Origin of the sequence: Cupriavidus sp. KK10 (assembly GCF_018223725.1) — a bacterium.
In the GTDB taxonomy this organism is placed as follows: domain Bacteria; phylum Pseudomonadota; class Gammaproteobacteria; order Burkholderiales; family Burkholderiaceae; genus Cupriavidus; species Cupriavidus necator.
In genome coordinates this window covers 1,044,358-1,058,078 of sequence record NZ_CP073678.1, presented here as the reverse complement: position 1 = coordinate 1,058,078, position 13,721 = coordinate 1,044,358, and the positions used below count along the sequence as shown (strand labels likewise).

At 60.4% G+C, this 13,721-nt stretch carries 13 protein-coding genes and 2 pseudogenes; 13 read left to right on the top strand and 2 right to left on the bottom strand.

The genetic code is table 11. The features are described from left to right. The first annotated feature begins 4 nt into the window (after nucleotides 1-4). The 9 genes and pseudogenes from traD to KB879_RS36205 all read left to right on the top strand — a co-directional run. Entirely contained in the window at nucleotides 5-1,861 is a 1,857-nt protein-coding gene (traD, locus tag KB879_RS36245; protein ID WP_211982673.1) for a conjugative transfer system coupling protein TraD, read from the top strand. 8 nt (nucleotides 1,862-1,869) lie between these two features. Further along, the gene (locus tag KB879_RS36240) at nucleotides 1,870-2,376 is read left to right on the top strand and encodes a hypothetical protein (RefSeq protein WP_211982671.1); all 507 of its coding nucleotides are present in this window, start codon (nucleotides 1,870-1,872) and stop codon (nucleotides 2,374-2,376) included. Beyond that, complete coding sequence (locus tag KB879_RS36235) at nucleotides 2,348-2,593, top strand: hypothetical protein (protein ID WP_249221384.1); 246 nt, start codon at nucleotides 2,348-2,350, stop codon at nucleotides 2,591-2,593. Before KB879_RS36240 ends, KB879_RS36235 begins: the two co-directional genes overlap by 29 nt. A 1-nt stretch (nucleotide 2,594) precedes the next feature. Continuing rightward, nucleotides 2,595-3,212 (top strand): DUF4400 domain-containing protein, encoded by a 618-nt coding sequence (locus tag KB879_RS36230; RefSeq protein WP_211982669.1) that lies wholly within the window; start codon nucleotides 2,595-2,597, stop codon nucleotides 3,210-3,212. Nucleotides 3,213-3,290: 78 nt separating this feature from the next. Continuing rightward, nucleotides 3,291-4,175, top strand: a complete 885-nt coding sequence (locus KB879_RS36225) for an ATPase (protein WP_211982667.1) — start codon at nucleotides 3,291-3,293, stop codon at nucleotides 4,173-4,175. A gap of 62 nt (nucleotides 4,176-4,237) precedes the next feature. Further along, nucleotides 4,238-4,429, top strand: a complete 192-nt coding sequence (locus KB879_RS36220) for a hypothetical protein (RefSeq protein ID WP_211982665.1) — start codon at nucleotides 4,238-4,240, stop codon at nucleotides 4,427-4,429. Further along, nucleotides 4,419-6,140 (top strand): ATP-dependent helicase, encoded by a 1,722-nt coding sequence (locus KB879_RS36215; protein WP_211982663.1) that lies wholly within the window; start codon nucleotides 4,419-4,421, stop codon nucleotides 6,138-6,140. Before KB879_RS36220 ends, KB879_RS36215 begins: the two co-directional genes overlap by 11 nt. A 390-nt stretch (nucleotides 6,141-6,530) precedes the next feature. Then, nucleotides 6,531-7,760, top strand: a complete 1,230-nt coding sequence (locus KB879_RS36210) for a helix-turn-helix domain-containing protein (RefSeq protein WP_211982661.1) — start codon at nucleotides 6,531-6,533, stop codon at nucleotides 7,758-7,760. Beyond that, a pseudogene (locus KB879_RS36205) lies at nucleotides 7,712-7,912 on the top strand (transposase); the annotation flags it as partial. The gene KB879_RS36210 and the pseudogene KB879_RS36205, both read left to right, overlap by 49 nt. Nucleotides 7,913-8,218: 306 nt before the next feature. On the opposite strand, the gene KB879_RS36200 reads toward KB879_RS36205, so the two are convergent. Beyond that, nucleotides 8,219-8,530, bottom strand: a complete 312-nt coding sequence (locus KB879_RS36200; RefSeq protein ID WP_211982658.1) for a DUF736 domain-containing protein — start codon at nucleotides 8,528-8,530, stop codon at nucleotides 8,219-8,221. A gap of 784 nt (nucleotides 8,531-9,314) precedes the next feature. Between KB879_RS36200 and KB879_RS36195 the strand changes: the two genes are divergently transcribed. After that, complete coding sequence (locus KB879_RS36195; protein WP_371827433.1) at nucleotides 9,315-9,578, top strand: helix-turn-helix domain-containing protein; 264 nt, start codon at nucleotides 9,315-9,317, stop codon at nucleotides 9,576-9,578. Nucleotides 9,579-9,581: 3 nt separating this feature from the next. After that, nucleotides 9,582-10,922 carry a type II toxin-antitoxin system HipA family toxin gene (locus tag KB879_RS36190; protein ID WP_211982656.1) on the top strand — a complete coding sequence of 447 codons (1,341 nt, stop codon included), beginning with the start codon at nucleotides 9,582-9,584 and terminating at the stop codon, nucleotides 10,920-10,922. Between the two features lie 53 nt (nucleotides 10,923-10,975). Here the strand turns inward: KB879_RS36190 and KB879_RS36185 are convergent. Further along, nucleotides 10,976-11,395: pseudogene (locus KB879_RS36185) on the bottom strand (DUF932 domain-containing protein); the annotation flags it as partial. Between KB879_RS36185 and KB879_RS36180 the strand changes: the two are divergent. Then, nucleotides 11,394-11,747, top strand: coding sequence for a hypothetical protein (locus tag KB879_RS36180; RefSeq protein ID WP_211982654.1), 354 nt, complete (start codon nucleotides 11,394-11,396; stop codon nucleotides 11,745-11,747). The pseudogene KB879_RS36185 and the gene KB879_RS36180 sit on opposite strands and share 2 nt — an antisense overlap. A gap of 400 nt (nucleotides 11,748-12,147) precedes the next feature. Beyond that, on the top strand, nucleotides 12,148-13,350 hold the full coding sequence (locus KB879_RS36175; RefSeq protein ID WP_211982652.1) for a hypothetical protein: 1,203 nt from the start codon (nucleotides 12,148-12,150) through the stop codon (nucleotides 13,348-13,350). Nucleotides 13,351-13,721 lie beyond the last annotated feature (371 nt).

Here is a 13,721-nt window from a genome sequence, read left to right as displayed (position 1 = left end):
ACCTATGGTCAAGTACATCAATCACTTTCGCCCGATGTTCGAGGCCCGCGCCGCCGCCGGCTGGGCGCTGGCCCTGATGCTGATCGCCACCTCAGGGATGCCGCACGCCGGCTACTTCGCCGCTCTCTGCGTTGGCATGCTTCTGCTACGTGGCACACAGGTATGGCGGGCGCTGGCCTTTCGCATAGCGATCTCGACCAAGTGGCTCGCCAAGATCCGCATCGACCGGTTGCTCACCGCGAGCGCCACGCTGCGCGAAAGCGACGATGCCATGTACCTCGGCACCGGCTTCGAATGGACGCAGAAGCACTGCCAGATCGCGCACGACATTCTGCGGATGCCGGCCTCCGAGATCCCCGGCCTGCCGCGCTGGCTGCCGACGAAGATTGCACGGGCCGTCGAAGCGCGGTTTGCGCCTCCCGAGAGCATTCGCGACCACACCCCACAAGGCCAGTCGTGGATCCACGGCATGGAGCCGAAGAAGGCACCGGTGCCCTTGCACTACAAGGCGCTGGGCGGCCATACGGCCGTGGGCGGTACCACCGGCGCGGGCAAAACCCGTACCTACGAGATCATCGCGACGCAGGTGATTCACAACGCCGAAGACGTGCTGATCATCATTGACCCCAAGAATGATCGCGACCTCAAAGATCGGGTCAAGAAGGAATGCGAGCGTACGGGGCGCAAATTTCTGTACTGGAAGCAAGCCGCGCCCTCCGAGTCGATCCGCCTGAACCCGCTGGAGAACTGGTCGCAGCCTTCGGAAATTCCGAGCCGCATCGCCCAACTGATGGAAGAAGGGCCATTCCGCGACTTCGCCTTCCTCTTCATTGACCGGGCGGTCAAGGGCGAACTGTATGTCGGCGACAAGCCCAACCTGCGCTCGATCCTGAACTATGCGCAGTCCGGCATCAACAGCCTGCTGGAGCGCTGCCTCAAGCGTTTCTTCCCCGAATCCGGCATGGCGGACTGGGAGGACGAAGTCAACGGCTTCATGCAGAAGCTCGGCCAGAAGAGCGGCGCGACGCTCCTCGACGGCATGGTGCAGCTCTACCTGCAGCGCTTCGCCAACGTCGGGCGCGGTCACGAATCGATCGACGGCCTTGTCTCGACGTTCACGCATGACCGTGATCACTACATGCGGATCATTGCCTCCGCACTGCCGCTATTGCAGATGCTGGCCACCGGCGAGACCGGCCTGATGCTCGCGCCCAAGGCCGATGACTTCGAGGATGACCGCGAGATCTGGGACATCGACAAGATCATCAAGCAGAAGGCCGTGCTGTGCGTCGGGCTCGATTCCATGTCCAACAGCATCGTCGCCAAGGCCATCGCCTCGATGATCCTGTCCGATATCGCATCGGTCGCCGGCACGATCTACAACTTCTATGACAAGCCGCCCGGTGTCGTCCTCATCATCGACGAGGTGGCCGAGGCCATCAACGAGCAGGTGATCCAGATCCTAAATAAGGGGCGCGGGGCGGGCTTCAAGGCCTTTGTTGCCTTCCAAAGCCGTTCCGATTTAGAGGCCAAACTCGGTAACGCAGCAAAAATGCTGCAGGTTTTGGCGAACCTCAACAACCAGATCATCTTACGATTGGAAGACACCGACACGGCGCAGTGGTTCTCCGACAAGGTGGGCGAAACCGGCATCACCAACATCGTCCAGTCGAGCACCACCAGCACCGGCAGTGAGGCCCACGTGGGCGAATTCAGCGGGTCGGTGTCCCGTTCCCGGCAGCTGGAGAAAGTGCCCCTGATCCCGGTGCGCCTGATTACCCAGCTCCCCAATTTGCAATATTTCCTGCGGGTTTCCGGTGGCGCTGTCTACCAGGGCCGCATCCCCATCATCGAAGGATAAGTTCGCACATGACCAGTCTGTTTCGCCAGATCGTCAAAGAGCACAAGCTCTCGGCCAAACTGTCGCCCGTCTTCATCTGCTTCCCGGAGCTGGATGACGTCTGCACCCGCCTCGTGGACTTTATCGGCCTGAACTTCATCGTGCGCGACGACCCACTGGTAAAGGAGATGCTGATGGACGCCCTCGCTGGCTACAAGGCCGAACGCAAGGACGGCTATGGCAACGTCGCCTTCATGCGGGGCCTCTTTGGCCGGGCGCACGAGCTGTACGCCAAGCGCTATGCCGCCTTCAAGGGCGAGAAGTACACCGTCTGGGCACCCTTTCTGGAACCGATCCCGCTGTTCGAAGGCCGGCAGGCGCCGGGGTATGTGTGCCGCATGGTTGACGAGCCCTGCCCCGAGCCCATCACGCCGCGTAGCGCGGCCTTCCAACTCGCCGCCCGCGTCCTCAAGGGACCGGCCTTCCGCCGCTATTTCGAGGAATACGATGTCTGTGGCCAACTCGCTCATTGCTAACCTTTCCGGCCTCGCCCCCGCGGAGGTCGCTGCCATGCGGGCATGGGTGCGCGCGAACGATGCGGAGGCTTCGGTACCGGGCCAGTTCGCCCAAGGCCGACACGCGTTCGCCATGGCGATGGTGAAGCTCGAGCAGACCCGTCCCGCCCAATTCTGGGGCGGGCTGCTCGCCTTCGTCGCGATTCCGATCCTGGCCCTGCACGCCCTGGTGCGCTGACATGAGCAACAGTCGTTTCGTATCGCACCTGCGTATGTGGCTGATTGTCACGCCTGTCCTGTTGGCGACGCTCGCGCCCATGCTGCGTGACGACGGGCATTTCGAAGTCGACGGCGCCGAACAGGCCTCTGTCGAGTCCCTGTTCGGGGAGGATCGGGCCGAAGACATTTCCAGCCGTGCCAATGCGCGCTTCGGCGCCTGGTTCGTTGACTCGGGTGCAATCCGCCGCTCCTATTCTGGCTCAGCCAACCAAAGCTTGATCAGCGACGGCGGCGCGGCCGGGGTTGCCGCAAGCTGGATGCGGCATCTCTGGATGGAGATGTACCGCAGCATCTACCGCGCCACGGTCGCCGGCAACTGGGCATGGGGTGCGCTCTTCTTTGCAGTTGCCATGCTCAACGACGGCGCCGTGCAGCGGCGCATCCGCGCGGCCGCCGCAGGGGTCGCAAGTCCCGTTGGCTTTCACCTCGCAGCGCACGGCCTGCTCATTACGCTCGGCGTGAGCGCGTCGGCTCTGCTATTGCCATTCTCGCTGCCCGCCTCCGTCTGGACGGTCGCCACCGCTTGCGTGGGCGTGCTGGCCTGGCGTCTGGCTGCCTCGTTCCATGTGAATCGGTAGCCGTCCTCGCATTCACCACTACCCACAGTATTCAACGCGGATCGCCCACCTATGGGGGTCCATTCAGGAGAAAACCGCATGACCACCAATACCGACACCGCCGTTGTTACCCAGGACGATGCACCGCTCGCGGCCACCATGGATGCCCTGGCTCCGAACACCGCAATCGAGGGACCGGCCGACGCTGCGCGGGGCACCAACCCTGGCGTCACCGATGGCGCCGACGACGGCTCGATCGAGCGTGAACTGGCTGACATGGAAACGGCGGCCGAGTCGCTGCGCAAGGAAGGCCTGATCTCGGCCGACGAGGCGGAAGAAAAGAAGGCGGAGGTCGCCAACACCCGCAAGCGCTTCCGCGAGCTGAAGCCAGAGGATCGCGCCGCGATCATCCGCCGCCGTCGCGAGATCGGCGCGCAGATTCTCACCCGCCAACTGGCAGGCGCCGCAGTCGTGCCAGTCGCCATCAAGCTCAACCACACCCGCCTGCGCCCGCTGTTCGAGCAATGGTGGCCGTTCATGAACCGCATGAGCATCAACCTGCAGCGCTTCGGCGGTGCCACCTTCGGCAAGGGCGAGCTATCCACCGTCGAAACCTACTTCGAGCGCGAACTGACCCGCATGGAGGACTACGTCGATGAGCAGTTGCGCGTGGCGGAAGCATACCGTGACCAGCGCGAATCGGAGATGCGGGCCAGGAACGACATCGTGTTTGAGCCGACAGTCACACTCCCCTCTCTGAACCTGACGGTCGAGGCCTACTCGCGCTTCTCCATGCGCGTGCTGGGCGTCCTGGCCAAGTTCGATCGCACCATGGATCAGTTCGACTTCATGGTCTGGAATGGCATCCGCGATCAGAGCGATATCAACGACGAGGTCACGAGCTTCCTGCGCAAGTTCCACCCGCTCGGCCTGCGCAGCTATATGACTCACCTGAAGCTCATGACCACCGTTCGAGCCGTCTGAACTGGTTGGCCGGTCAGCTTCTGGCCGGCCACTCCCCTGCAACATCAACCGATTGACGGGATATGAACATAAGAGGCGCTTGGGTCGAGTTTCAGACCGACCTGGACTCGTACGGTGAAGGCCGTGTGATCGCACATAACGAGCGCACCGGCGACCTGGTCATCCGTGACGACGATGGCATGCACTGGCGAGGCGCCGAAGACCACATCGAAATCATCGTTCAACCTTCAGAGCTGGACACGCATGCTGGCTGAGCTGAATCCCGCGCAACGAGAGGTCGTGGAGCTTCGGCGACATTGCGTCGCCGTGGCCTGTCCCGGTGCAGGTAAGACTAAGACCATTGCCACCAAGGCTGCGATGCTTCTGGCGGACCCCAAAGCTACCGTGGGCGCCGTGACGTTCAGCAAAGACGCAGCGCTCGAGCTTCGAGAGCGCATCCTGGCGCTTGCCGGACCGGCGACGAAGAAGCGGCTGCTTGCCGGTACATTCCACTCTCTCGCCTATAAGCAGCTTGGACGGCGCGGCGGTGGTGCGCCAGACATCGCAACCGAGGGCGATCGTACCGGCCTGCTCATCCAGGTCCTCTCCGACGTCGGGATGGACTGGAAGGTGGAGGACGCCATTGCAGCAATCGAAGCGATCAAGACCAACTTCGGCCAGGTACAAAGCGGCAGCGCGGAAGAACTCCTTTACCGCGGTTACCAGGATTCACTGGAACGAAATGGCAAGATTGATTTCCAGGACATGCTGCGACTCGCGGTGGAAGGCATGCAGAACGGCACCATCGAGCCCTATCCGTTCACGTACCTACTGGTCGACGAGTTTCAGGACACCGACCCCCTGCAGTACCAGTGGATTGCGTTGCATGCTCGGGCCGGCTCGATCGTGACCGTCGTTGGCGACGACGACCAGAGCATCTATGGCTTCCGCTCGGCATTGGGCTTCCGCGGAATGGAGTCGTTCATTCGCCAGTTCGATGCGCAGCCGGTGGTGCTCGGCAACAACTACCGCTGCCACGCAGAGATCCTTGGCGCGGCCGACAGGATCATCCGGAACAACCGTGACAGGATTCCGAAGGAGCTGGTTGCGCACAAGGGCCCCGGTGGGCAGGTTCGGTTCCAGCGCTTCCCTGACGAGTATGCCGAGGCAGTGGCCGCCATGGAGCACCTGGCGGTGGCGCTAAGGAATGGCCAGTCGGCGGCAATCCTGGCGCGAACGAACCGCATCCTTGACCCGGTCGAGGCCGTATGCCGTTCGCATGGCGTCAAATATTATCGGGCGTCCGGCAAGTCGATCCTGAGCCGGCCGGAGGCTGCCCTGATGTGCAATCTTCTGGAGCTGGTCCAGAAGACGAAAAGTACCGGTGTTGATGCGCTGCTGCCCTTTGTCGGGATTGGAACTCAAGAACTCCGGCTACTGCACAGCAAGGGTCGTGCGAATACAGAACAACGCCAGAGAAAGGAGCTTCTGGAACTGGGCCTCTCGGAAGCGTCCAGCGATCGCTATCGGGAACTCATGAAGCGGCTTGTGGAGTGGCGATCCCTCTGCGACAGGCAGTTCTACTCCCTGGTGCTCGAGGGCGCGCGTGAGTGGATGATGCAGCATACCGCCGCGGATCCTGCCCGTCGTGCCATTACCACGGCCTATGACGTGCTATCCCGACTCAACGGTCCATTCTCCGAACGGCTGGAGTTCCTGCGCCGCGATAACAATGAGCCGGCGCCGGACGCGCTGATCCTTACAACCATGCACAGCTCCAAGGGGCTTGAGTGGGATCGGGTATGGATCATTCGTGCTGAGGAGACCGTTGTGCCCGATGAAAAAAGCACCGAATCGGAAGAGCGGCGGCTGTTCTATGTGGCGGTGACCAGAGCGCGGGAGGATCTGCGTCTATCGATGGCGAAGAAGAATCCGACCTCTCGATTTGTGTTGGAGGCAGGTATTGATGTGGCAATCGCCACATGATGCGCCAAGAGAGATGGCACTGTGACCCGGTGGTCGCTGCCTGCAAACGGGAACACGTGCAAGAAGGGATGACGTCCGACTTGCGCGCAGAAATCCCGAGAGAGAAAGCTGCCAATGACCGTGCATCCGCTAATCAACAATCCTCTGCCTGTCCGCCGCGGCATAAGTGCGACGTGGCCACGCGGATTTCCAAGGAGGAATGGATGAGCCTGTAGGCGTCTCCATAGGCGAAAAAAAACCTGGAGTTGCAGCTCCAGGTTTTTCATCTGCATAGGCAAAAGAGGTCACAAGCTTCGAAACCCCTTTGACTCGACCTACAAGACAGATCGAGTGTACGAAGCTCGCGCCTTCGCTGTCAATGCTTCCTTTCCAAGTTTGCGCTGATCGAAGATGAAATGTGGCTTCGACGGGCTTCCTATTGCCCGAAGATCAACAATGTGCGGCGGTACGTCGCATGCTCCTAACCCTGTCGCTACCGACGGCCGGCAACCCAAGGCAGCCAGGCTCGATGCCGGCCGGCTGCCTGAGCGGATTCTTAGGGCAATCGCGCTGGTCTACGAGTCCGATGGACTTCGGACTTTGCACATCACGAATCGTCAGGTACTGGCCACGCTCGTCCGCTTCGCTTTGAACCAGAAAGATCCCTCTGCGCTCGCCTTCATCAAGAAGGCAACGATTGCGCAACACCTCGGGATCAGTGAGGCCACTGTCTATCGAGCGCTTGGCGCGCTTGAAGATGCCGGGCTTATTGAGCGTGAACGGCAGCGGCGCACCAGGGCGCAGCTCGAGGTCGTTGGGCGGATCGGGTTCTCCGCAAAGTTGCTCCGATGCATTGGGATCGCCAGTCCGCAGCTTCAATCCACTGTCCACGTTCCGGCGCGTTCCGATGAATCGCGGACCTCTGCTTGTCTCGCATCGGTGAGTGGCGTAAACAAGACCATGCAGTCTTCTACGAAGAAACATCCCGGGTCGGGATCCTCTTTGCGGATTGACGGTCGCGCGGTGCCGATGGACCTTGCGCCCCTGGTACGCGACCAATCGCTAAAGATGTCCGCGCTGTTCCTACTAATGAGGCTCGCGCGAACGGCGGGCCACCGATTGTCAGACGTCGTCTCGGCGGCTGGCAATGCGCTCAGGCCGCTCCGGGGGCGAGAACTGTTCGCGTACCTCAAGTCGCTCCTCGAAAAGCCTGTTGACTATGGACATGTAGTCCGGACGCGGAAGCTCCGTGATGACGGTGAGCGCGCTGCCGAGGCTCGGGCCATGCAAGAGCGGCAGCAGGTTGCCGAACTCGTAGAGATGTACCGAGGCGAACGGGTTTCAGCACCCGACGGATCGACCTATGAAGTCGATTCAGCGTCCATCGTGATCACCGACGCTAACGGCCGCCGAAGCTCTTTGGCGCATGACCGGGCGCGCGCCTGGCTTATCGAGTTGGACAAAGTGTCGGGCGGACAGGCCCCTGCCGTAGCCCAGCCGGCGCAAGCGAGGCAGCGGTCGTCGGTAGTGGCACACGCAGCCATTGAGGATATTCGCAGGTTGATGCGAGACAGACAGGCGCCTCAGTACGTTTCGCGGAGATCAGTGCGGCCGGACGCCGGCGTTTGCCGATCCGCCTGATGGTCGTACTGCTGTACCTCAAGCATGCGTACAACGAGAGCGATGAGTCGGTGTGCGAGCGGTGGGCGCAGGACGTCTATTACCAGTTCTTCAGCGGCGGCCAGGAATACTTTGAGCCGCGCCTGCCGTGTGACCCGACGAATCTGGTGCGCTCCCAGTACACAAGCACGGTTCCAAAAACCCTCGGAATCGTGCAGCCACAGGCACGGAAGCGGAATTTCAGTAGCCAGGCCAAGGCACGGATGCGGTCACCCTGATCTGTTGGGATCCGCAAATACGGATTCCAACAGAAGCCGTAAGCAGCTCAATCAACCGGAAGGGCGACCAGCTTCTGGCGCCAATGCGCCAGAAGCTGGAGGCAATCTTGAAAGAGCGCGACGCGCCGTAGGCGTGCGCGCGATGCTGCGGCTAGCAGCAACTGCTGCCCCGCCGCAATGGGCGGGGCGTTTGGGCATCCGTCAGGCCGTCGGCTTGCTGCGCGACCAGATCAGGTTGTGCGTACCATCATCTTCCTCGATCAGCCGGGCGTAGATCGTCGCCGGAAACGAAGGATCATCGAGGGTCACGGACAGGTAGGGCCGCTCGGACTGGCGGACTTTCTTCCACGCCGCGCCGAGGTCATAGCCGCCGGCCGCCTGGACGCGGAAGTCGGGGGCGTTCTCGCTCGCCTTGTCGTTGGGGATGAACCGGACCTTGACGTTGAGCGTCAGGGTGCGAACCGTGCCGATGAAGCCGTCGTTCTGAGCGGTGAAGATGCCGATGTTGGCCATGATGCATTCTCCTTTCGGGTTACCCAAGGTCGCGCCCATCGCGTCCTTGTTGTGATCCGATCCGCGGGGGCCGGGCTGGCTGCACCGCTTGCGGCCGAGACGCAGTGGAGGACCTGCAGGCGCGAACAATTTGCTGCGCGAGGAAGCCGCGCAGCGGCGGGGAAATTGTTTGGGCTGGAAGGTTGCGGCCATAAAGACCGAGGCGCAGCCGCGCCCCTGCCAGGATGCACAACAGCCAAAGGACGCATGGGCCGACCCTCTCCGAAAGGAGCCGTGGCCGACTCGGCATCCTCGCATGACTGCCTGCATCGGCTTACGCCCTGACGCGGGCAAGGACCCGTCCCTCAACGACAAGCGAGAACGCCCCTGCCGTAGCCCGCGGCGACTCCTTCGAGGCATGGCGTGGATGCTCCATAGAGGCCGAGCGGCGTATCCGTGAACCGCCCTTCATGACGTTGTGGGCGACGAATCGCTAGCGTCGAGGACAGAAGGCTTTCGCACAACCTGTTGCAGCAAGCCGAGGCGTAGCCCCGCGGCACCGCCCCCTGCAGCGGGGCACAACGCTTGCGACCCTGACAGTTCATTCGAAAAGCCGTAGGAAGCTTTTTTTGCCAGATGTACTCCAGCGCACACTTCAAAGACCGCGGGCTTGAAGTACCTGCTACACACATTTACTTGCTTTACAGTTATTTCAGCTTTACTCGTTATGGTGGTAAGTCGTGCCTACCTGCATAGCAAGTAATTTTCTTTTACAAGCAAAGCAGGTAAAATTGATTTACGCGCAATGCAGGTATCAAAAATGAAGCAAGTGCTCTCAACGCCATCTCAGCTAGGCGAAATATTGCGGTCAGCTCGCCGAGCCAAACGGCTCACGCAGGGCCAAGCCGCCACCAGGCTGGGACTAAGCCAAAGCCGGCTGTCTGCCTTGGAGATTGAGCCCAAAGCCATCTCTTCGGAACAGTTACTGGCCTTGGTCAGCCTTTATGACTTAGAGCTCGTTCTCCAGTCGAAGAACCACGCCTCTCCATCGCAAGAAACGGAGTGGTAATCAATGGGAAGAAAGTCACACACTCGGGCGTTGTCAGTCTGGGCCAATGGCCAACGTGTTGGCACCTGGCGCATCCCGCCGCATAGCCCTATGGAGCTCCAGTATGACAAAGACTGGATGGCTTCTGCCGCAGGACGCCCCTTGTCCCTTTCACTGCCGTTCGGCATCGACACCTCTCCTTTGAAGGGCGAGCGGGTCCGCAACTACTTCGACAACCTTCTGCCGGATAACGACAACATCCGCCGGCGGCTCGCTACCAAATATCAGACCGCTTCCACCGACCCCTTCGACCTGTTGGAAGCAATAGGACGAGACTGCGTTGGCGCCGTCCAGCTTCTCAAGGAAGACGAAGCCCCCCAGAACGTCAACAGTATTGAAGGCACCCCGCTATCTGACACCGACATTGAGACGCTCCTCGAGAACACGGTTACCACAACGGGGCCTGGAACAATAATGGAAGATGAAGATTTCCGCATCTCCATTGCAGGCGCCCAAGAAAAGACCGCCCTGCTCCGTCACGAAGGGAAATGGCTGCTTCCGCATGGGGCAACGCCGACTACACATATCTTGAAGCTACCGCTCGGCTTGGTTGGCAACCGGAAAGCTGACTTGTCGACCTCGGTAGAGAACGAATGGCTTTGCATGCAGCTCTTCAAGGAGTTCGGACTGCCGGTGGCCGACTGTGAGATATTGACCTTGGGCAAGCAGAAGGTGCTCGTCGTCACGCGATTCGACCGACAACTTCATCACAGCGGCAAATGGATAATGCGTTTGCCGCAAGAGGATTTCTGCCAGGTCCTCGGCGTGCCTCCCCATCTGAAGTACGAAGCAGAAGGCGGACCTGCAATGGTCGACATTGCGGCAGTCCTCCGGCAGTCACAAGCTCCAGAGCGGGATCTGAAAACATTCTTGGCAACACAAGTCCTGTTCTGGATGCTGGCTGCTACAGACGGCCACGCCAAGAACTTCAGCATCCATATGTTGTCAGGGGGACGTTACAACCTCACACCGCTCTATGACATACTGTCCGCTTGGCCGATTATCGGGGATGGGCCCAACCACGTCTCGTACCACAAGGCTAAGCTCGCCATGGCAGTTGCAGGCAAGAACCGCCACTATCTGTTGAAGGATATTCGGCGCCGCCATTTCAATGCCATGGCACCTAAGTGCTATGCAGACTCAACTGCGGAACCAATCATGGAGGAGTTGATTGCCAAGGTCCCAACGGCCGTTTCGAACGTGGCCAATCGACTGCCACCAAATTTCCCTGCTCATGTCTCGGACAGCATCTTGGAAGGCCTTCAGGCGTCCGCCAAGAAACTCGGTGACATGAACGCAGGTTAGCGCTGCAAAACCGCCGGCGGTTGCCGGCTTCGAATCCTCAGAGAGTCAACCGTTGGTACACGCACGTCCGCGATGGCGTCGCCGCAGACAAGGCCGTTCTGGCACACGAAGCGGAACATGCCGGCGAGCATCTGGTAGCTGCTCATGCCGTCGTGCGAGTTCAAGAGGATGATTTCGTTGGCCTCGCTGCCGTTGATCTGGCTGGCATGGCGCAGCCGGATCATTGTGCTTGGTGTAGTGGCGGCGGCTTTCTTGTCGCACACGGGTCTGGAAAACCATGAAGGGCTGGAACCCTTCACCGCGCAGTTCCTGCAAGACCGTTGCGGTCGGGATGTAGCTGTACCGTTCCGAGCGGCTTTCGTGCGGGGCTTCCGCGAAGATGGACGCGCCACCGCCCGGATCTGGTCATCCGACAAGGGGAGTTCCGAGCCCAGCACCGGGGAGCGGGAAGCGAAGCGGGATGCGAGTTGCATGGTCTTTCGCCTGGCTGAAGGCGGCGACGTGGCGATTTTTTTTGTGGACGTTGAGGCCGGGCGCGGCAGATCTGCCGCGCCCGGTTTGAGCGGATGCTCCGGCGCAACGCGCCGGGGCCATGCTGCTACGTCACGCGGCCAGCGCGTTGGCTGTCACTTCGCCGGCGGGCTCGTCCGGCGCATCCCCCTCACCTGCTTCTGCCTGCGCGCGCTCCTTCGGTGCCGTGTCGAACCCGCTCTTGCTAACAACACCGATCCGGGCGAGACTAAGGTCATCGATCTGGTGAGATCAGAGCTTGCCTGGCCAGTACGTTCGCACATCGAGTTTATGATTCACAACGATCGGCGCTAAGCCTCGTCCTCCGCTTACCTTCCTCAAGGACCGGGCGTGCTGAGTCAAATCTACCCGGGCGCCTACAACTCCGGGAGAGATAAACGTGGAAGCGACGCCGCGTACTCCATTGCGGCTAGGTTTCTGGCGAGGACTCTATTCTGCATATCTCGAACGAACACGCGAGCTTTCTTACCGATGCCAACGATCCTCATCACTTTCGCACCTTTTCGTTCCAAAAGAGAAACAACGGCGCTTCGTTATAAAAGCTAAGAAGATCTCAAGTTAGTCCCGCCTACTTGCCTTGCGAATCGGTTTGAATATATTTCAGTTTGCGTGGAGTACACGCAGTGGCGACGTCGGGGCGCAAGGCACGATTTCCCGGCTTTCGGTCCTATAAGTTTGACGCAGAGAGGTTCATATGCGCCTCATGAACCGTATTCTCGTGACCCTGTCACTCTCGCTGCTTCCTGGCATCGGCCTTGCACAAACTTGTCGGTGGGATGGCACGGCCCCATGGTGTAGCGGCTCTTGCGGCAGCGGCGAAACGGAAATGGCTCGCGTATCCGATTTGCCCGAGCACTGGAAGCAAGCGTTTCCCATAGCCCAGAACACCAACTTCGGCGCAGCATGCGTTTTCGGCTCCAAAGCCCTCTGCTGTAAGGCGTCGGCTGGCAGTCAATGTCGATGGGATGGCACCGCCCCGTTTTGCGATGGCGAATGCGGACCCGGTGAAGTCGCCGCGGCGCCGCCGGCAGGATCAACAAGCGGCGCCGCATGTGTCACTGGGCAGAAGAAGTTCTGCTGCCGAGCGTCGGTCGGCAGCTCGCGACAGGCGCTCACATCCAACCCCAAGTTGACGGAGTACGCCACCATCTGGGAAAAGTCGCCCGGTCCTGCCTGGCAGGCTCGCCACGGGCTCACTAGTCAGCAGTACCAGCAGACGTTTGATGAACTGGTTCGCCAAGGATATAGGCCGGTCGATGTCAGCGGCTATAGCGTTGGGGGTCAGCCTACCTATGCCGCCATCTTTGAAAAGCGCGCCGGCCCCGAGTTCGCTGCTTTTCATGGTATTACCGGCGACGCCTACCAGCGCGAATTCGATCGCCTAACGCAGTCTGGATACCATCCCGTCTTTGTGGATGGGTTCGCCGTCGGAAACGCGGACCGTTACAACGCCATCTTCGAAAAAGCTCCAGCGTCACCGTGGGTCGCTCGGCATAACCTGGATTCCGCCTCTTACCAGAGGGAATTCGACCGGCTTACGAGGGATGGATATCGGCCAGTCGTGGTCAGCGGCTACAACGTGAACGGCCAGGACCGCTACGCAGCGATATGGGAGAAGCGCAGCTCCGTTCCTTGGGTCGCACGACATGGAATGACCTCCGCGCAGTATCAACAGGAGTTCAACCGGCTTGGGCAGCAAGGCTATCGCGTCGTCACGGTGAGTGGTTGGCGATCGACCAACGAGCCGCGTTTCGCTGCGATCTGGGAGAAGGTCGATGGGCCACCGTGGCTGGCGCGGCATCAAATGCTCGCTGACGGATATCAAGAAGAGTTCGATAAATTTACCAAGGAGGGCTATCGCCTGAAGGTCGTAAGCGGCTATCACATGTACGACTGAACGCCGCCTCCCGGCGGCCGCACATCCGGCATTTTCCGCGGAGTCGTCTTTACCCTAAGGAAGGCCGAAATGCGGAGCGGCATTGCTGTGGCCAACCTTCCATTGACGATCGCGGCCTTACTTCTGATCAACACCTTGGCCTCGGCCCAGCCCGGCCGACAGCTATCTCGTCTTCGCGTTGCTTGCCTGTGCCTTTGGATCATTGGTGCAATTGTGAACACAGCCTTCTATGAGGGCGAGGGTGTCAACCCCCTTCAGTATTGGATTTCAGCATAAGTATGTCTGGCGCGATATTTTCTCCTTGCAAGCGAGTTACTTCGTTCGCGGACTGACGCGGCGCGAAATCGAGGTCGGGGTACTCAATTTCGGGC

Bases quoted from the DNA above. Each gene is read 5' to 3' on its own strand.
- traD (WP_211982673.1), top strand. From the start codon at position 5: ATGGTCAAGTACATCAATCACTTTCGCCCGATGTTCGAGGCCCGCGCC.
- KB879_RS36240 (WP_211982671.1), top strand. From the start codon at position 1,870: ATGACCAGTCTGTTTCGCCAGATCGTCAAAGAGCACAAGCTCTCGGCC.
- KB879_RS36235 (WP_249221384.1), top strand. From the start codon at position 2,348: ATGTCTGTGGCCAACTCGCTCATTGCTAACCTTTCCGGCCTCGCCCCC.
- KB879_RS36230 (WP_211982669.1), top strand. From the start codon at position 2,595: ATGAGCAACAGTCGTTTCGTATCGCACCTGCGTATGTGGCTGATTGTC.
- KB879_RS36225 (WP_211982667.1), top strand. From the start codon at position 3,291: ATGACCACCAATACCGACACCGCCGTTGTTACCCAGGACGATGCACCG.
- KB879_RS36220 (WP_211982665.1), top strand. From the start codon at position 4,238: ATGAACATAAGAGGCGCTTGGGTCGAGTTTCAGACCGACCTGGACTCG.
- KB879_RS36215 (WP_211982663.1), top strand. From the start codon at position 4,419: ATGCTGGCTGAGCTGAATCCCGCGCAACGAGAGGTCGTGGAGCTTCGG.
- KB879_RS36210 (WP_211982661.1), top strand. From the start codon at position 6,531: ATGAAATGTGGCTTCGACGGGCTTCCTATTGCCCGAAGATCAACAATG.
- KB879_RS36200 (WP_211982658.1), bottom strand. From the start codon at position 8,530: ATGGCCAACATCGGCATCTTCACCGCTCAGAACGACGGCTTCATCGGC.
- KB879_RS36195 (WP_371827433.1), top strand. From the start codon at position 9,315: ATGCAGGTATCAAAAATGAAGCAAGTGCTCTCAACGCCATCTCAGCTA.
- KB879_RS36190 (WP_211982656.1), top strand. From the start codon at position 9,582: ATGGGAAGAAAGTCACACACTCGGGCGTTGTCAGTCTGGGCCAATGGC.
- KB879_RS36180 (WP_211982654.1), top strand. From the start codon at position 11,394: ATGGTCTTTCGCCTGGCTGAAGGCGGCGACGTGGCGATTTTTTTTGTG.
- KB879_RS36175 (WP_211982652.1), top strand. From the start codon at position 12,148: ATGCGCCTCATGAACCGTATTCTCGTGACCCTGTCACTCTCGCTGCTT.